The organism is Polynucleobacter sp. 71A-WALBACH, from assembly GCF_018882365.1.
Taxonomy (GTDB): Bacteria; Pseudomonadota; Gammaproteobacteria; order Burkholderiales; family Burkholderiaceae; genus Polynucleobacter.
On record NZ_JACVOP010000001.1, the window covers coordinates 880,671 to 896,448 of the forward strand.

Here is a 15,778-nt window from a genome sequence, read left to right on the forward strand (position 1 = left end):
CCCTCCTATGACTCTGTTTTCATATCCTCGCGCTTCATTGATTTCTATCTCGGGCTTCATACTGATTGCTGTTGGTTCTTCGCAAGCCATGGCCCAACAAGGCGACCAGAGTGTGAAGACTATTGCGGCTTTGGACGTCCCTCGCTATCTGGGTACCTGGTATGAGATTGCGAAATTCCCAAACTGGTTTCAGAAGAAATGTGTTTCTAATACCAAGGCCGTTTATACCGCTAAGTCTGATGGAAATCTTCGGGTGCTAAATAGCTGTAAAACTGCTGGTGGAGAGACTTCAGAAGCAGAGGGCTTAGCTCGCCAAATCGGTGCAAAGGATTCGCCAAAATTAGAAGTGCGCTTTGCCCCAGAGTGGCTTTCCTTTCTCCCGTTAGTATGGGGTGATTACTGGGTGATTGATTTAGATCCGCAATATCAGGTAGCGGCCGTGAGTGATCCAAGAAGGGAATATCTCTGGGTCTTATCCAGAACGCCCCAGCTTGATCCTCAAGTCTATGCTGATTTACTGCAGCGCTTGAAGCAGCAGCAATTTGATATTCAAAAGCTTGAACTCACTTCTCAGAAAAATTAACGTGCCTGAAAAGCGTATTGGCAATTACTTGCTCCCACCCGGAATCGATATCTTCGAGCGTGGGTGGTTATCGGCGAATAATATTTTGCTTTACTGTGATGCGGATGTTTCGCTTGTCGACACTGGCTACTGCGCTCATCAGCAGATGACTGTGAACTTGGTTACGAATGCGCTTGAGCAGCATCAATTAACAGGTCTTAATAAAGTGGTGAATACCCATCTGCATTCGGATCATTGTGGTGGCAATGCTGCGCTATCCACAATATTTGATAGCGAGATATGGATACCAGAAGCCGAGGCAATTGCAGTGCAGGACTGGGATGAAAATTTACTCAGTTTCCAGCAGCTGGGACAAGAGTGTCCGCGCTTTATGCATCAAGCCCTCTTGGTGCCCGGTGAAGAAATTGTCTTGGGCCCTTATCGCTGGCAAATTCTAGCGGCCCCTGGCCACGACAACCATTCCATCATGTTGTATCAAGAGCAACATCAAATCTTAATATCGGCTGATGCGCTATGGGAGGAAGGTTTTGGTGTCATCTTTCCCGAGCTCTGGGGTGAGGCTGGTTTTGAGGGGGTAGCGCAGACGCTGGAGCTGATTGAGGGGCTCTCAGTAGCCTTAGTCATTCCGGGGCATGGCAAGCCTTTTACAGAGGTAAAGACGTCGATCGAGACTGCGAAATCCCGACTTGATTACCTTTCAAGTGATGCCGATCGTAATGCCCGTCATGGCGCTAAGGTACTTCTAAAGTACAAGTTGTTGGAATGGCAAAGTCAGGAGATGGCAAAGGTCAATCAGTGGATTTTAGGTACGCCAGCACTGGAAAGTATCCGGCAGCAAATGAATCTCAGCGATGAAGATTTTCAAGGCTGGTTAGTGCAGGCTCTAGTGAAGTCGAAAGCTGCTGTTATTGAACAGGGTATGCTGGTTAATCTGGATTAACAGTTCAACAAGCGTTTAATATTCATTACCAATATATTTAAATAAAAGAACAAAGAGCATATGGAACATACAGTTTTAGTAACCGGCGCTACAGCTGGCTTTGGAGAAGCAACCGCAAGACGTTTTCTGGCAAATGGCCATAAAGTCATTGCTTTAGGAAGAAGGATCGAGCGCTTGGAGGCTCTGAAAGCATCACTTCCTGCAGAGCAGCAGAAAAAGTTACTGAACTTAGCCGTTGATGTTTGCGATAGCACGAAGGTCGATAGTCTTGCGGCTGCCTTGCCTGCTGAGTTTGCCAAGGTGACAGTACTAGTCAATAACGCTGGATTGGCTTTAGGGTTAGAGCTAGCGCATCAAGCGTTGCTCTCGGACTGGGACCAGATGATTGATACTAATATTAAGGGTCTAGTTCATATGACGCGCGCTTTCTTGCCTGGAATGGTGGAGCGCAACTGTGGGCATGTCATCAACATTGGCTCGGTAGCGGGTTCCTATGCTTATCCTGGTAGTAATGTGTATGGCTCCACCAAAGCATTTGTAAATCAATTTAGCTTGAACTTGCGAGCTGATTTGGCAGCAACATCATTACGGGTAAGTTGTATAGAGCCTGGATTGAGCTCTGGTACTGAATACTCCAATGTACGCTTTAAGGGCGATGACGAAAAAGTGGAGAAGGTATATGAGGGCGTCCAAGCACTGAGTCCGCATGATATTGCTGAGGCTATTTATTGGGCTGCAACTCTGCCTAGTCACGTCAACATTAATGTCATGGAGCTGATGCCAGTTCAGCAGTCATTTGGCGGAACCGTAATTAATCGAAACGCCTTGAAGAATTAAGGCCGCCAGCGATAAAACTTGGGATAGACGCGAATCACTACCGGCCCGTCAAAGTCCCAGGATTTACAAGTTCCTAAATAGAGTGGCGGCTTGTTGTCATCCGGATCAAAGAGCGCTCCAGGAATAGCTTGAAAAGCAGCGGTAGCAATATTGCTTAGGAGCTCTCGTAAGTGCGTGCATCCCTTAATTCCGCCAAGGTGTTCATTGATGGTTTTACGCCAACCTTTGCCAATTTGCGCTCCAATGAGCGCATCCATCGGAGGTATGACTTGAGGACACTCTGGGTGAGGGTGACTATCCATTGTTACCTCAATAGCTTGAATTACCAATTGCCTATCGACAGTAATGCGAGCCCACATATCGTGGAAAGCCTCGCCTGGTTCCCAAGTTTTATCTCCAGTAACAAAGGGATTAAATTTAAAATCTCGTAAATGGGCTTCAATATCCCATAGGCCATCCTCTCGGGCGTAGCCCTGAAAAGTAATTTCACGGGTATGGAGGGGATTTCTAGGTACTGGGGTAGAGAGCATGGCGGTAGACAGTAAGAAACAATGTGACGGTATATGTCAATCATAACGGCTTCAATTCACGGTCACTTAGTAGACCGGCTTTGTAGTATTCTCGGCAACATATGGCCAAACCGATCTCTCTCGAAAAAATATTATTTAGCCAAGGATTTGGCACCAGGCGCTATTGCAGCGATTTAGTCCATGCTGACCTAGTCAAGGTCAATGGTGTTTTGGCGGAAGATCCAGAGCAGCGAATTTCTACGGAGTCTTTGATGCTCAATGTAGAGGGTAAGGACTGGGAATTTCATGAAAAGGCCTATATTGCCTTTAATAAACCCCCTAACTATGAGTGCTCCCACAAGACTACGCATCATCCAAGTGTCTATAGCTTATTGCCTAAGCCTTTTGTAGAGCGGGGTTTGCAATGCGTTGGGCGTCTAGATTTTGATACGACAGGCTTAATTTTGATTTCAGATGATGGTCAATTTATTCATAAGATGACCACTCCAAAGAAAAATATTGGCAAGGTATATGAAATCACTACTCCTGAGCCTATCACTCAAAAACAGATCGAGCACTTGCTAAATGGGGTTGTGCTGGACGATGATCCAAAACCCTGTTTTGCCACAGCATGCAAGCAGCTGAGCGAGCATGTATTGGCAATGACTATTGTTGAGGGTCGCTACCATCAGGTGAAGCGGATGATGGCTGCAGTGGGTAATCATGTTGCCAAACTGCACCGTAGCGAAATTGGTCAATACGCCATGCCTACTGATTTGGCTGAGGGTGAGTGGCGCTGGCTTTACCCAGCAGATTTACAAAACTTATCTAAAAGTGTGGATGCCCCCATTGTCAAAACCTAAACTACTTTCAAACGATTTTGATTTTACAAAGATGTTGCCCGAATGGCAGGTGAATCAGAGTTCTCAAGAATTAGTGCGAGTCTTTGAATTTAAAGATTTTAAGAGCGCCTTTGAGTTCATGACGCTTTGTGCAAACTTGGCTGAGGAGTTAGATCATCACCCAGATTGGTCTAATGCTTGGAATAAGGTATCAGTGCGCTTGAGTACCCATTCAATGAAGGCTTTAACTGAGTTGGATATTGCCATGGCAAGTGCCATGGATCAATATGCCCTTCAAGTATTGGGTTAACTCCTTTTACTGGACTTCCTCATCCTCTTCATCTTCCGAGGTAATGCTCATGAGGATGGTTGCTAATAGACCATAAACAACTTCAGTAGCGATCATGCCATCTTCATCAAGCTCATCAATCAGATCATTCAAGCAATCTTCTGTCGGCTCATTTAAGAGTGTCATGGCGCATTCGCACCCATAGTCAAAATCTTCGTCGTTTTGGGTTTGAGTGTCGTTTGTCATAGGAATCCTTTAAGTGATGCTGCAGAATAGCAAATAAAGCCTCACTAGCCCAGCTCTATTATTTCAGTAGTGCAAGAACTTCTTTGAAGACTGGATTTTGCGCACTCTTTAGCCACTCAAATCCCAGCATTTCTGCAGTAATCAGTCTAGCCCCGGCAACTTGCAGTCGTTCAAGAGCAATTTGCTTATCGAGCGCTCGGCGTGAGCCAACCCCATCTACTATCACTGAAACATCGTAACCTTCTTCTATAAGTTTGAGCGCTGTTTGCATTAAGCAGACGTGCGTCTCGCATCCCATCAGAATGCATTGCTGGCGATTACTGGGGATTGCTGCAGTGAGGCCGTCGGCACAGGCATTGAAATACTCTTTGCGAATTGTTTTACTGCAAAAGGATTTAATAGGCTCAATATTGCTCCCTAGGCTAATTGGGCTTTGCTCAGTGCCGATAATCGGAATCTCGAGCAGTTGGGCAATCTTGGCAGTGCGGATGCAGAGATTCAGGATTGCCTCACCTTGATCAATTGCCGGCATAAGGCGTCCTTGCAAGTCGATCAAGATCAAGATTGATGACTCAGAATGAATTTGATTGGATGTGTTCATCGCTATTGAGTTCACAATAAGAGGCTGACAGTTTTAAAGTCGGGATCATCGTTGAGGTTGGTGATCTCAAAGCCCAGATCTGAAACCAGGTGCAACATTTTAAGGTTCTTGCTTAAAACATATCCGAGCATTTCTTGTAACCCATTTTCTTTTGCATGCGCAATCAGGTCAAGCATCAAATGCGTGCCAATTCCATGCGCTGTATGACTATCGCTCACGCTGAGAGAGAACTCGCAAATGCTTTGATTGGGTGGGGTCACATAACGTGCAATACCAACAATCTCTTCGGCAGCATTTTGACTTTGAATCACTGCAACTAGCGCCATTTCTGTTGTGTAGTCTAGGTGCAGGATGTCATCTAGGAAATCATCTGGCAACTTCGAGATTGCGTGGGCAAAGCGGAGGTAGCGGCTCTCAGGGGAGAGGTGGTTGAACAGCTCAACAATGCGATCTCGATCATCTGCTTGAATAGGCCGAATAAGGTAGTGCCCTCCATCGTCAAGCGCATAAGTCTTATTGGAAAATGAAATCGGTTTCTTCATGAACTGGAGATGGGCAAGGTTCGATACCTTAGGATACCTTTTTATATGGGCTCTCGGAGTCTTTTGGACCTAAAATAAGCTTCCACCCTATCGCACTTGGTAATTCCCTCATGATTTCTTTGGTTCAGGCCTTTAACGACCACTCTTTAACCTTCTTCGTGTTGGCGACTATTAGCGTCCTTATTGTGGGGATCTCTAAAAGTGGATTTGGTGCTGGCCTGGGCGTATTGTCGCTACCGCTGATGGCAAGTCAATCAAGTATTAATGAAGCCTTGGCTATCTTATTGCCACTCTTGATTGCAATTGACTTGGTAGGGTTGCGACGTTTTTTAAGAAATGCTGATTGGCGAATCTTGAAGTTGATCTTATTGCCTGCTGCATTCGGGATGCTTTTGGGTTGCCTCTTCTTTTCTGCCATCACACCCAAAATTCTATCGCTCTCTATCGGTATTTTTACTTTACTTTTCTTAATCCAAAGTTTAGTAATGTCACGCTTAAATTTGAATGAAGCTAAGCCATTCCCGTGGCTTGGAAGATTGATGGGGGGCGTTTCAGGTTTTACTTCTTTTGTTGCTCATATCGGGGGGCCACCGATTACGATCTATATGTTGAGAGAAAAGGTCTCACCGATAGTCTATACATCAACATTAGGCATATTTTTTACTTTGATCAATTTTGGGAAATTGCTTCCCTACGCCTATCTTGATTTGCTCAATTTTAATCAGCTAGCCACTTCTATTCTGTTCTTGCCTTTGGTGCCAGTGGGGGTGTATTTGGGCTTTTATTTAGCCAAAAAGATTTCAGCTAAGTGGTACTACATCGTTGTCCAATTTTTCTTATTGGTCGCCAGTATTAAATTAATTGCTGATGGCTTGCTTGCCTAAGTACAACCCAGAAAGAGTTATGAATAAGCCCATTCAGTTCAAAGTGATTCTGATGCTCGGAATTAGTTGCAGTGTTGCGCTCTCAATGACTGCTATTGCGCAGACTTTTTCACCCTACACTCCTGCGCAAATACAGGAATTTAATAATCAAGCTATTGCGCCAATGGAGACCCCTGCGGGCCCGGTTTACATGGAAGCGCCGCCCGTCAGTCAGAAGCCTAAGGTCCCGCTGGATGCTCGCTATGTCAAGAATCCAGAGGGTGAAGAGCAGGCCGAAGCCCAAGGCGCTGAATCAGCTGCGCCATTTGAACCAATCCCTGCAACCTTCACTTTTTAGTGATGGCTTGCTGTTAATATTGCCTCTACATTTTAGAAAAGAGTTATAGATGAACTTACATTCCATTCGTTTTCTTGCAAGCGCTGTAATAGCCCTAGGCTTTGTAACAGCTGCACATTCCCAGAATTCATTGCCGGTCAATGCGGCTGCCTCCGTTAATGGAGTCGTGATTTCTAATGATGCTGTTGAGCAAGGCATTCAAGCGGCATTGTCTCAGGGCCAAAAAGATTCTCCTGAACTTCGTAAAGCAGTCCTAGGAAAAATGATTGAAATTTCCCTCTTATCGCAACAGGCTGATAAAGATGGACTTGCCAATTCTGATAGAGCTAATAGTCAGTTGGCTTTGATTCGTCAAAACTATTTAGCAGACTTAGAGCTCTCAACTTATATGTCTAAAAATCCTGTGAGTGACGCTGATGTCGAGGCGGAGTACAACCGCGAGATTGCCTCTCTAGGATCTCAAGGCATGATTGTGGAATATAAAGTTAGTGATATCGCAGTTGCTACTGAGGCAGATGCACAAGCCGCCTTAGCCAGAATTAAAAAAGGCGAGTCTTTTGATAAAGTGGCTAAGAGTGTTTCATTAGCCCCAAATAAAGTTCAAGGCGGGGCTGTAGGTTGGGTGCAGGCAGGGCAGACCTTGCCACAAATTACTAGCGTACTGACAACCCTCTCTAAAGGTCAGGTGTCTCCAGCGCCGATTCAGATGCCTCAGGGCTGGTATTTAATTAAGCTTGAGGATAAGAAGTCGACTAAGCCACCTACTTTTGAGCAGTCTAAGGCGGTAATCCGCAATGGCTTGATACAGAAGAAGCAATTTGAGTTCTTGTCCCAATTACGTCAGGGCGCGAATATCGTCGTACGCTAAGCCAAGATATATCAAGCTTGCTTGATTAAAAAGGGCGCCTGAGGGCGCTCTTTTGCATTTATGTCGGTCTCTAGTGGTATTTCTCTATCTTCATGCCAATCATTCGGGAGTAGATTAAAAAAATCACTGATGACATAAGGGAGCGTAAATGAGCAAGAATCCATTTGATTTGGGTGCAATGGCAAATCAGGCTAAAGGCATGCAGGCTGCCAAAGCAGTAGGCCAAGCGGCGCTGACAAGCGCTCAGGAGATTGCCCAATTAAATCAGCGGGCCGCACAAGAGCTTTCCTCGCGATTGCAAAGTAAAGTGGCGGAGCTGATGAAAACGCAGGATCCCAAGGCGGCATTTGACTATGTGCATGCTGAGGTCTTGCAAGAGGCGGCAAAAGAAGTAGCTGATTATCAAGCTCAACTTTTCCAAGCCTTAGCTAGTGGAAATAAGGAACTGGCAAAAATTGCAGAATCGATGATCAAAGAGTCTCAGAGTGACTTAATTCATTTTGTAAATGAAGCTACTCAAAATGCCCCAGCAGGAACTGAGCCATATACTTCCGTGTTCAAAGCCTCATTTAACAACGCACTTCAGAATTTTGAATTAATCCGTGCGGCAATGGCAGACTCATTTGCGAGCTTTGAGAAGAGTGTAGAAAATATGAGTCAGTTTTCAGCTGTACAAAAAAATAACGCTGCACAAAAGCCGAAAAAGAAATCCACTTAAAAAATTTCAATCATTGAACTATGGGTTGCAGTGCCCACATAGAGAGGGATTGGCAAATTGAAGCACCTTGATCCCCTCTATGTCGCGATGTTCGCACTTGAGGCATCCCCAGATTTTTGCCACCTCCTGATTGGTGGGCATGCCACAGGCATTACAGGGTAGCCCGCGCTGAATATCTTTAATCCAGTAGCCTGGGGTCTTGCATGCTGGGCATAAGGAATTCACTTTATTGGCAAGGTCTATAGTTGCCTGCCGAATATTTTCCATTCGAGTTGGGTTTGCAAAGGCTCTGAGATCATTTTCAACATAAACAATCCCTTTTGACGAGTGCGCTGAAGCCCATTCAAAAGCATCCTTGAGTTGCTTGAGATCACTAATATTTTTGATCGATTGTGGGTGATATTCATCCGTAGGTTTAATCACGAGATGATGGGATGGAAAAAGTGCAGTATGTGCAAATTTTTCTAACTCCTCCCAGCGGCTTACATAGGCATGGGCATTTTGAGCGGGCGCGCTATAGAACCCAGTCATTTCTATTTGGTGCACTTGGTCAATGAGAATAACTAATTCATGATTCCATGACAGCATCCCAGTGTATGGGTCGGCGACAAAGGCCCCTTCATTTGCTAGACCTAGATCTGTGCCGACAAGTTCCATGCCTATCTTGGCTTTCTTTCGAGCGGCATCTAGCTGGCTGCCATATCTTGGTATTTCTAAAGTAAACGTCCCCAGTAAATCAGTGTCGTAATCATCGGTATGTTTTACCTTAAGCCCAGTTCTGGAGTTAAGGACCTCGTTAAGCACAAGCTCTTTGCCATGCTTGGTTAAAACGCTTGCTGTTCTATCGAAATAAATATTCATTTGAATATTACTAAATAGGGCTCATGGAATGACTACATTACGAGTTTTGCAATCATGGCATAAAGAGGAATGCCCAAAATAATATTAAATGGGAAGGTGATGCCTAGGGACATTCCCATGTAGAGGGCTGGGTTTACCTCGGGTAATGCATGTCGTAAAACGGCTGGCACGGCAATATAAGAAGCGCTTGAAGCAAGCACCATCAGCAAAATAGTATTACCAAGTGGCAGGCCGATTAGCTTGCAGAGAGCTAATGCGATGAGCGCGTGCGAGAGGGGGGAAGCAATCGCATAGAGGAGGGTGATAGGGGGCTTACCATGCAGACCTTTAATATTTCGAGCTGCCATTAAACCCATGTCTAGCAGAAAGAATGCGAGCATTCCCTTGAAAAGATCAATAGAAAACGGCGCCATTAATTTTTGACCAGCATCGCCGCTGACTAGCCCAACCACCATTGACCCCAGCAGTAACAGCTGCGCGCCATCGGTGAAGGACTCATGTAGTATTTTTGAGATCCCCGTTTGCGCAAGCCCAGCTGGATTTTGGCTTGCATGCGCAGCCCTTGCCTTGTTTGCCAAGACGATGGCTAAGATGATCGCTGGAGACTCCATGAGCGCCATCGCTGCTGCCATGTGACCACCATAGCTGATATTGAATTGATCTAAGTATTGGGTGGCAGTAATAAATGTCACAGCACTGACGGAGCCATAGGTAGCAGCAATAGCTGCCGCATCAAAGGCATTCAGTTTAGTCCTGAGAATTTGATAGCCAATGATAGGGATCAGGACAGCTAAAAATATTGCAAGACCAAGTGAGAGCGCGATTTCTGTCGTAAAGCCTGACTTGTGAAGGGCAAAGCCTCCCTTGAGACCTAATGCCATTAATAGGTAGAGAGATAGAAATCGAGCAATCGGCTGCGGAATTTCTAGGTTTGATTTAACGGCGCCAGCAAATGCGCCAAATATAAAAAACAGGATTGCTGGATCTAAAAAATTTGCCATGATGATATTTTTTTATTAACTTATTAAAGGTCTTCTGAATCTAGCGCCTAATGATGACCTCCACCAATGGGTGCTGAATTTTCTTCTCTGAGCGGATGGCGTAAAAATATTCATAGATATCTTCACACTTACCAATCATTTCAATGTGATAGGTTTCTTTTAAATCTTTTTTGATGCTCTCCCCAGCTGGAAACACCCCAAGGCCACTGGCTGCAAACGTTTTTAGTAGGGCGCTATCCTCGAACTCCCCTGCAATATTAGGGTTTATGCCATTTTCAGCAAACCACTGGTCTATCAAGTGACGAACCTTTGAGTGCGAGGTTGGCAGCAGGACGGGTAGCTCATTAAGACATGCGGGAAACGCTTTTTTGGATAGCTTGAGTAATTTCTTGGGGCTAAACCAAGCAATCGATGACTTCATTAATTCTTCGCTATAAACATGAAGATTTTTATTGATCGGGGCGGGCCTGTCAGCAAGCACAATGTCTAATCTATGTAAGGCTAGGTCTGCCAAGAGATCTTCAAATTCACCTTCGTGCGCAATCAATTGCACATCATTTTTCTCTAGAATGGGTTCTAGTAGCTGTTTAGTAACCAGCTTGGGGAGGCCATCGGATACACCCACCGTAATTTTGGTCTTAGGAGAAGTTGCAGCTTCTCTGACTGCTTCAGGCAGTCGCTCGCCTAAAAGAAAAATTTGATCAGCAATTCCTAGCGCCGCAAAACCAGATTCGGTGAGGGTGATTCCGCGTCCAGCTGGCTTGAATAGTAAATAACCGAGTGATTTCTCCAATTCATGCACTTGGGCGCTGATCGTCTGAATCGCGATATTGAGGCGTTCAGCAGCCTTGGACATGCTGCCTTCTTTGGCCACTACCCAGAAGTAGTAAAGGTGGCGGTAGCTATAGAGCATTCTGATTATCAGTTTTTTACGAAATTATCATCAATATATCTCTGCTTTTAGTTAAATGCAAATCGGCCTACAGTAACCCCATAGAAATCCATGGAATTCATGGGTAGTTAATGAGGAGACGAAATTGGAACTGTTTAGCCCGGAATTTTTTTCGGCATTGCTAGCGATTATTGTGATTGACTTAGTGCTAGCAGGCGATAACGCCATTGTGATTGCAATGGCCGCTAGAAACCTCCCTGCACATCTACAGAAAAAAGCGATTGTCTGGGGTGCTGTAGGTGCAATTGTAGTTAGAAGCGCTATGACTCTATTGGTTGTCTATTTGCTGAAGATCCCTGGTTTGATGCTGATAGGTGGCTTGCTACTAGTTTGGATCGCCTACCGGCTGTTAAATCCGACGCAAGAGGGTGATGAGCATGGCAATGCTTCCACTACCTTTTGGGGTGCGATGAAAACCATTGTGATTGCAGATGCTGTTATGGGGCTGGATAACGTTCTAGCAGTCGCAGGGGCATCGCACGGCAGTTATGTGCTGGTCATATTGGGATTATTGATCAGTATTCCTGTGGTTATTTGGGGATCTACGCAAATACTAAAGTTGGTTGAGCGCTATCCTTCGGTTACTTTTTTGGGCGCTGGCGTGCTCGCATGGACGGCTTCAAAGATGATGGTCTCCGAGCCCATTTCTCAAGAATGGCTAGCTTCTCAGAGCCCAGCTTTGGAATATGTAATTCAAGTGGCTGTTGTATTGGGCGTATTAACTAGTGGCTTTATTAGAAGTAGGCGTGCGCTTGAAGGCGTGATAGCTCCCTCGGTTGTTGTTCCGGAGTCTGAAAATGTCGTTTCACCACAGCAGTCCCCTAATTTTGGAGAAATCAAAATGAATAAAATTCTTATTCCAGTAGATGGTTCTAAAAATTCAGATATGGCAGTCAAGCATGCTGCAAAGACTTATGGTCAGGATCCTGATACACATTTTTACTTATGCAATGTTCAGCCTACCCTCTATCGCCATATTGGAAAATTTTTAAGTAAGCAAATGATTAATGAGTGGCGTGCTGAGCGGGCGGCTCAGGCTGCGGTGTCCGCATCAGCCTATCTCGAAAAGGAGGGTTTGAACTTTTCCTTTGCCTGCGTCAGTGGCGACAAAGGCACCGCCATTCGTGATGAGGCAACGCGGCTGGAATGCAATCGTATTGTGATTGGCACTTCAAAGAAAAACTCTCTAAGCCGTTTATTTGAAAACTCAACCACCGCGAAGCTACTAGAAATCAGTGATATTCCAGTAGAGGTGGTAACCGGTAGCTCCCTACCCGCGCTTGAGCGTTGGGGTATTCCAGCCTTAGGTGCTGGCGCAGCAACAGCGCTGATGGCAGTAGTGATAGATTAGTTTTAATCCAGCTGTTCTCTTTTTTGCCCTCTTTTTTGAGGGCATTTTTTTGACTGTATATTCAGTTAAATACTGAATTAAAGTCAATTAAAGTCTGCTTTATTAGGAATAAATAATAATCTATTCTGTGCATGTGTTTAACAAAGGAGATGTCAATGAATGTAATTTTAGATACGAGGGATGAGCTTGAGCCAGAGTTAAAAGTCTTCACAGAGAATCGGGTGAAGTTCTCCTTGAAGCGACTTTTTTGGATGGTGCGAAAAATCAAGATTCAATATTCTGCCGTTTCGTCTTCAAAGACAATTGGCAAGCAAAACTGCATGATTAGCTTAGAGACATTTGATCACCATCAAATTGAGGTGACTATGACTGCTAGAGATAGGCGGATGGCTCTGGAGATGTGCCTCAAGAAAATCTACAAGCTTGTGCAGAAGGCTTTTCATAAGAGTCAACAATATGGGCGATTTTCAAAGCATGTCTACGTATGAGAAATTCATCCCTCATTAGATTTATTCATCATAAGTATGATCTAATTAACAATGTACCTATGGGGAGTAGCCCGCTCAGTCTCCTGAGTCCTTTATGCCGACAATACGACTCTTGGGTCCGGTGTAAGGGTGAGTCAATCTCAGGGCAAGACCATTTTAATTTTTATAAATGGTTATCTTTTGAATTTGCAGCCCCAATACTTGATTTGCCTTCTCAAAATCGTACCCAGATCACTGATTTGGGGAATTTCACCTCTTTTTACTTCCTCCGGGGCAGATAATAAGGGATCGATCTATTTTTTTAAAGCTGCTGTAATGCATCGCCTAACCTCTACATTGCTACTAGCTATTTGCATCCTGTTTGCGGGTGGTGTTAGTGCGCAAGGTCAAAAGCCACTAACGCTAAATGAGCTCATTGGAATTGCATTGGAGTCTAGCCCTCAGGTGTTAGCTGCGCGAGACCAATCGAAGGCGATCAAAGGTCAGCTCTCTTCAGCGCGTGCAATTCCCAATCCTGAGTTTGAATTGAATGCCGGGCAACAAAGGTCGGTATCTGGCCCATTGACTACCGGCAATGTGTCATCGTGGTCAGTAACGCAACCACTAGACATGCCGTATACGCGCTATCCCAGAGTGAATGCTGCGGAGGCCAATGTACGCGCTGCGGATGCAGCGCGCATTGCATTTGAAATTGAAATGATTTCAAGAGTACAGCAGCGTTTTTATGAATTAATGCGTCGGGATGCAGAGCTCAAAGCTGCTGAAGAAGATCTGGGATTGACTAAGCAAATCCGCGATCGTATGCAAATTCGCTATGACGTTGGCGAGACTGCTCGATTTGAATTGATTCGTGCACAGACAGAATTTCTGAATGCGCAAATTAATGCGGAATCCAGCAAGCTGAGGGTTGAGCAGGCTAAAGGTCAGCTCAGACAGGCAGTCGGCCACAACTTACCAACTGACTATGAGGTAGTTTCACAAACACTCAAGATAGAGCCTTTACCTCCTTTGCCAACCTTGCTTAGTGAGCTACATGCCCAAAGTCCTGAGTTACAGCGGGCGAAAGCAGAGGTTGAGGCAACCGAATCCAAGCTTAGCTTTGAGCAGAACTCTCGCTTGCCTCGGCTCTCTATTAAGGCGCAACAATACAACGACCCTAACTTCACTGACCGTCAGTATGGCCTGGTGGTCAGCATTCCTATCTGGGACTTTAAGGGTGGCCAGATTGCTGAGGCTGAGGCCAATGCATCTAAAGCTAAAAATCAATTTAATGCTCAAAGTCAAAGTCTTGAGCAGCAGTTGGAGACGGCTTATAAGCTTTATCAAATGACAAGCTATCAGGTAAAAATCTTAGATCAAGATGTTGTTCAATTGGCCTCGAGTGCAAGGCGCATTGCAGAAGTTTCGTATCGCTATGGTGAGCGAGGCATGCTTGAATATTTGGATGCGCAAAGAACATTTAGGGTGGCTCGTAATGACTTGATTAAGGCGCGATTTGATTTAGCTTCAGTCGTTACAGAGATTCAGCGTTTAAGGGCAACTCCAGAGTGGATTGCAAAAATTGAGAGTGGAAAGCAATGAAGCAAGAATTCACGGTAGTGGTTGGAAAATTAAAGGAGCTCTACGTTCGCTATCGAGAAATCGCGAAGGTCTATGCACGGGAATGGATTGCTGTTGTTATTAAGACCCAGAACGATTGGTATGCGCTGACCCATCAGTGGTTTAGCACGCACCTACCTCGCGTAGCTCAGCAGTACGACAAGAGTCCTCAGTGGACGCAGAAGGGTCTTTTTTACCTTCCTTGGCTTTGTTTATTTCTGATCATCCTCAATTACTTTAATGTATTTGATCGCAGTCCAACCATTAAATCGGTTCAGGATCCCAACGTAGTAATAGTCAATGATGATTTACGCAAGATGATTGCGGATGGACGTGTAGCCAATGGCTCTTTTATTGAGGAGCTCCGCGCATCTGGTCGCGTTGATTTCAATGAGCTCTTTTTGTCGCGTATTGGCGCCAATGTGACTGGACGCGTTTCCGAGATCTTGGCGATTCCTGGCCAGCCTGTGAAGCAGGGCGATATTTTGGCGAAGATTACTTCTACCGAGTTAACGCAATCGCAACTATCCTTTTTGAAAGCCAAGAGCGCTAGTCAGTTAGCTGATCAAGCTGCTAATCGCGCCAGAATTTTATATAAAGAAGACGTGATTGCCTTGGCAGAACTGCAAAGGCGTGAGGCTGAAGCTAGTAGCGCAAAAGCGGAGTATCGGGCGGCTAATGATCAATTACGCGTCCAGGGAATGGATCAGCCCAGCATTGATCGCTTAGCAAAATCAGGTGTGATTGAGTCAACTAACAATGTGATTGCAACTATTCCAGGTGAAATTGTTGAGCGCAAAATTAATAAGGGTCAGGTGGTCCAGCCTGCAGATGCCTTATTTACGGTTGCTGACCTGAGTTCTTTGTGGGCCGTTTCAGAGATACCGGAAAGCAATGCCTATTTAATTAACAAGGGTCAAAAAGTCACCCTGATTATTCCCGCCCTAAGAAATGAACAGATGGAGGGTGTAGTGGCTCATGTGGACTCTATTGTCAATCCGCTAACTCGTACGGTAGTTGTCAGGATGGAAGTGCCCAATAAAGAGGGTCGGATTAAGCCTGGGATGTTGTCAACCATGCTGATTGAAAGCCAGCCAATAGACAAGTTACTCGTACCCGTCAGCGCTGTCATTCGTGAAGATAATCATGATCACGTTTTCATCCGCGAAGATGATGAAACGTATCGAATGATTGCAGTCAAGCTGGGCCCTGAAGGTAAGGGTTATCGCCCTGTAATTTCTGGTGTTAAGGAAGGTCAAGAGATTGCAATCAATGGTGCATTTCATCTAAACACTGAGCGTAAGCGACAGCTGAGTGGTGGATAGTTAAT

General features: G+C 45.1%; 20 protein-coding genes and 1 pseudogene. 14 read left to right on the forward strand and 7 right to left on the reverse strand.

Features of this window, described 5'->3' with window-relative positions; all coding sequences use genetic code 11:
* Positions 1-7 precede the first annotated feature (7 nt).
* The 3 genes from ICN42_RS04580 to ICN42_RS04590 are packed head-to-tail and all read left to right on the forward strand — an operon-like array spanning position 8 to position 2,360.
* The gene (locus tag ICN42_RS04580; RefSeq protein WP_216251567.1) at positions 8-583 is read left to right on the forward strand and encodes a lipocalin family protein; all 576 of its coding nucleotides are present in this window, start codon (positions 8-10) and stop codon (positions 581-583) included.
* Positions 558-1,523: an MBL fold metallo-hydrolase gene (locus ICN42_RS04585; protein WP_255539236.1), complete on the forward strand. Its 966-nt coding sequence runs from the start codon at positions 558-560 to the stop codon at positions 1,521-1,523. Before ICN42_RS04580 ends, ICN42_RS04585 begins: the two co-directional genes overlap by 26 nt.
* Positions 1,524-1,583: 60 nt before the next feature.
* Positions 1,584-2,360: an SDR family NAD(P)-dependent oxidoreductase gene (locus tag ICN42_RS04590; protein WP_216251570.1), complete on the forward strand. Its 777-nt coding sequence runs from the start codon at positions 1,584-1,586 to the stop codon at positions 2,358-2,360.
* On the opposite strand, the gene ICN42_RS04595 is transcribed toward ICN42_RS04590, so the two are convergent.
* The gene (locus tag ICN42_RS04595) at positions 2,357-2,890 is read right to left on the reverse strand and encodes a DUF2889 domain-containing protein (protein WP_216251572.1); all 534 of its coding nucleotides are present in this window, start codon (positions 2,888-2,890) and stop codon (positions 2,357-2,359) included. The genes ICN42_RS04590 and ICN42_RS04595 overlap by 4 nt on opposite strands.
* A 101-nt stretch (positions 2,891-2,991) precedes the next feature.
* On the opposite strand from ICN42_RS04595, the gene ICN42_RS04600 reads away from it, so the two are divergent.
* Together ICN42_RS04600 and ICN42_RS04605 are read left to right on the forward strand one after the other, a co-directional pair.
* Complete coding sequence (locus tag ICN42_RS04600) at positions 2,992-3,732, forward strand: pseudouridine synthase (protein ID WP_216251575.1); 741 nt, start codon at positions 2,992-2,994, stop codon at positions 3,730-3,732.
* Positions 3,733-3,763: 31 nt separating this feature from the next.
* A complete protein-coding gene (locus ICN42_RS04605) occupies positions 3,764-4,021 on the forward strand; it encodes a 4a-hydroxytetrahydrobiopterin dehydratase (protein WP_255539237.1) in 258 nt (85 codons plus the stop codon).
* Between the two features lie 6 nt (positions 4,022-4,027).
* On the opposite strand, the gene ICN42_RS04610 is transcribed toward ICN42_RS04605, so the two are convergent.
* Genes ICN42_RS04610 through ICN42_RS04620 form a run of 3 tightly spaced genes read right to left on the reverse strand, consistent with a single transcriptional unit; the run spans position 4,028 to position 5,389 of the window.
* Positions 4,028-4,246: a hypothetical protein gene (locus tag ICN42_RS04610; protein ID WP_215302665.1), complete on the reverse strand. Its 219-nt coding sequence runs from the start codon at positions 4,244-4,246 to the stop codon at positions 4,028-4,030.
* 58 nt (positions 4,247-4,304) lie between these two features.
* Positions 4,305-4,847, reverse strand: coding sequence for an isochorismatase family protein (locus ICN42_RS04615; RefSeq protein ID WP_216251580.1), 543 nt, complete (start codon positions 4,845-4,847; stop codon positions 4,305-4,307).
* Between the two features lie 11 nt (positions 4,848-4,858).
* The gene (locus ICN42_RS04620; protein WP_216251583.1) at positions 4,859-5,389 is read right to left on the reverse strand and encodes a GNAT family N-acetyltransferase; all 531 of its coding nucleotides are present in this window, start codon (positions 5,387-5,389) and stop codon (positions 4,859-4,861) included.
* Between the two features lie 110 nt (positions 5,390-5,499).
* Between ICN42_RS04620 and ICN42_RS04625 the strand changes: the two genes are divergently transcribed.
* From ICN42_RS04625 to ICN42_RS04640, 4 genes are all read left to right on the forward strand, one after another.
* Entirely contained in the window at positions 5,500-6,273 is a 774-nt protein-coding gene (locus tag ICN42_RS04625) for a sulfite exporter TauE/SafE family protein (RefSeq protein WP_216251585.1), read from the forward strand.
* A 19-nt stretch (positions 6,274-6,292) separates the two neighbouring features.
* Positions 6,293-6,610: a hypothetical protein gene (locus tag ICN42_RS04630; RefSeq protein ID WP_216251588.1), complete on the forward strand. Its 318-nt coding sequence runs from the start codon at positions 6,293-6,295 to the stop codon at positions 6,608-6,610.
* A gap of 49 nt (positions 6,611-6,659) precedes the next feature.
* Positions 6,660-7,478 (forward strand): peptidyl-prolyl cis-trans isomerase, encoded by an 819-nt coding sequence (locus ICN42_RS04635; protein ID WP_216251591.1) that lies wholly within the window; start codon positions 6,660-6,662, stop codon positions 7,476-7,478.
* Between the two features lie 148 nt (positions 7,479-7,626).
* Positions 7,627-8,196: a phasin family protein gene (locus ICN42_RS04640; protein WP_216251593.1), complete on the forward strand. Its 570-nt coding sequence runs from the start codon at positions 7,627-7,629 to the stop codon at positions 8,194-8,196.
* Between the two features lie 18 nt (positions 8,197-8,214).
* Here ICN42_RS04640 and ICN42_RS04645 read toward each other — a convergent pair whose 3' ends face one another.
* From ICN42_RS04645 to ICN42_RS04655, 3 genes are read right to left on the reverse strand one after another with little or no spacing between them, the layout of a single operon-like run.
* Positions 8,215-9,057: a DUF6671 family protein gene (locus ICN42_RS04645; RefSeq protein WP_216251599.1), complete on the reverse strand. Its 843-nt coding sequence runs from the start codon at positions 9,055-9,057 to the stop codon at positions 8,215-8,217.
* A gap of 32 nt (positions 9,058-9,089) precedes the next feature.
* Positions 9,090-10,058 (reverse strand): sodium-dependent bicarbonate transport family permease, encoded by a 969-nt coding sequence (locus ICN42_RS04650; protein WP_216251605.1) that lies wholly within the window; start codon positions 10,056-10,058, stop codon positions 9,090-9,092.
* Between the two features lie 40 nt (positions 10,059-10,098).
* Positions 10,099-10,971 (reverse strand): LysR family transcriptional regulator, encoded by an 873-nt coding sequence (locus ICN42_RS04655; RefSeq protein WP_216862430.1) that lies wholly within the window; start codon positions 10,969-10,971, stop codon positions 10,099-10,101.
* Positions 10,972-11,095: 124 nt separating this feature from the next.
* Between ICN42_RS04655 and ICN42_RS11895 the strand changes: the two are divergent.
* The 5 genes and pseudogenes from ICN42_RS11895 to ICN42_RS04675 form a co-directional block, all read left to right on the forward strand.
* A pseudogene (locus ICN42_RS11895) lies at positions 11,096-11,758 on the forward strand (TerC family protein); the annotation flags it as partial.
* Positions 11,759-11,851: 93 nt separating this feature from the next.
* Complete coding sequence (locus ICN42_RS11900; RefSeq protein WP_255539299.1) at positions 11,852-12,361, forward strand: universal stress protein; 510 nt, start codon at positions 11,852-11,854, stop codon at positions 12,359-12,361.
* Positions 12,362-12,516: 155 nt separating this feature from the next.
* Positions 12,517-12,849, forward strand: coding sequence for a hypothetical protein (locus tag ICN42_RS04665; protein ID WP_216251611.1), 333 nt, complete (start codon positions 12,517-12,519; stop codon positions 12,847-12,849).
* 315 nt (positions 12,850-13,164) lie between these two features.
* Positions 13,165-14,430 (forward strand): TolC family protein, encoded by a 1,266-nt coding sequence (locus tag ICN42_RS04670; RefSeq protein WP_216251613.1) that lies wholly within the window; start codon positions 13,165-13,167, stop codon positions 14,428-14,430.
* A complete protein-coding gene (locus ICN42_RS04675) occupies positions 14,427-15,773 on the forward strand; it encodes an efflux RND transporter periplasmic adaptor subunit (protein ID WP_216251617.1) in 1,347 nt (448 codons plus the stop codon). Before ICN42_RS04670 ends, ICN42_RS04675 begins: the two co-directional genes overlap by 4 nt.
* Positions 15,774-15,778: the final 5 nt, after the last annotated feature.

Coding starts and splice junctions, on each gene's coding strand:
- ICN42_RS04580 (WP_216251567.1), top strand. CDS start 8: ATGACTCTGTTTTCATATCCTCGCGCTTCATTGATTTCTATCTCGGGC.
- ICN42_RS04590 (WP_216251570.1), top strand. CDS start 1,584: ATGGAACATACAGTTTTAGTAACCGGCGCTACAGCTGGCTTTGGAGAA.
- ICN42_RS04595 (WP_216251572.1), bottom strand. CDS start 2,890: ATGCTCTCTACCCCAGTACCTAGAAATCCCCTCCATACCCGTGAAATT.
- ICN42_RS04600 (WP_216251575.1), top strand. CDS start 2,992: ATGGCCAAACCGATCTCTCTCGAAAAAATATTATTTAGCCAAGGATTT.
- ICN42_RS04605 (WP_255539237.1), top strand. CDS start 3,764: ATGTTGCCCGAATGGCAGGTGAATCAGAGTTCTCAAGAATTAGTGCGA.
- ICN42_RS04610 (WP_215302665.1), bottom strand. CDS start 4,246: ATGACAAACGACACTCAAACCCAAAACGACGAAGATTTTGACTATGGG.
- ICN42_RS04615 (WP_216251580.1), bottom strand. CDS start 4,847: ATGAACACATCCAATCAAATTCATTCTGAGTCATCAATCTTGATCTTG.
- ICN42_RS04620 (WP_216251583.1), bottom strand. CDS start 5,389: ATGAAGAAACCGATTTCATTTTCCAATAAGACTTATGCGCTTGACGAT.
- ICN42_RS04625 (WP_216251585.1), top strand. CDS start 5,500: ATGATTTCTTTGGTTCAGGCCTTTAACGACCACTCTTTAACCTTCTTC.
- ICN42_RS04630 (WP_216251588.1), top strand. CDS start 6,293: ATGAATAAGCCCATTCAGTTCAAAGTGATTCTGATGCTCGGAATTAGT.
- ICN42_RS04635 (WP_216251591.1), top strand. CDS start 6,660: ATGAACTTACATTCCATTCGTTTTCTTGCAAGCGCTGTAATAGCCCTA.
- ICN42_RS04640 (WP_216251593.1), top strand. CDS start 7,627: ATGAGCAAGAATCCATTTGATTTGGGTGCAATGGCAAATCAGGCTAAA.
- ICN42_RS04645 (WP_216251599.1), bottom strand. CDS start 9,057: ATGAATATTTATTTCGATAGAACAGCAAGCGTTTTAACCAAGCATGGC.
- ICN42_RS04650 (WP_216251605.1), bottom strand. CDS start 10,058: ATGGCAAATTTTTTAGATCCAGCAATCCTGTTTTTTATATTTGGCGCA.
- ICN42_RS04655 (WP_216862430.1), bottom strand. CDS start 10,971: ATGCTCTATAGCTACCGCCACCTTTACTACTTCTGGGTAGTGGCCAAA.
- ICN42_RS11900 (WP_255539299.1), top strand. CDS start 11,852: ATGAATAAAATTCTTATTCCAGTAGATGGTTCTAAAAATTCAGATATG.
- ICN42_RS04665 (WP_216251611.1), top strand. CDS start 12,517: ATGAATGTAATTTTAGATACGAGGGATGAGCTTGAGCCAGAGTTAAAA.
- ICN42_RS04670 (WP_216251613.1), top strand. CDS start 13,165: ATGCATCGCCTAACCTCTACATTGCTACTAGCTATTTGCATCCTGTTT.
- ICN42_RS04675 (WP_216251617.1), top strand. CDS start 14,427: ATGAAGCAAGAATTCACGGTAGTGGTTGGAAAATTAAAGGAGCTCTAC.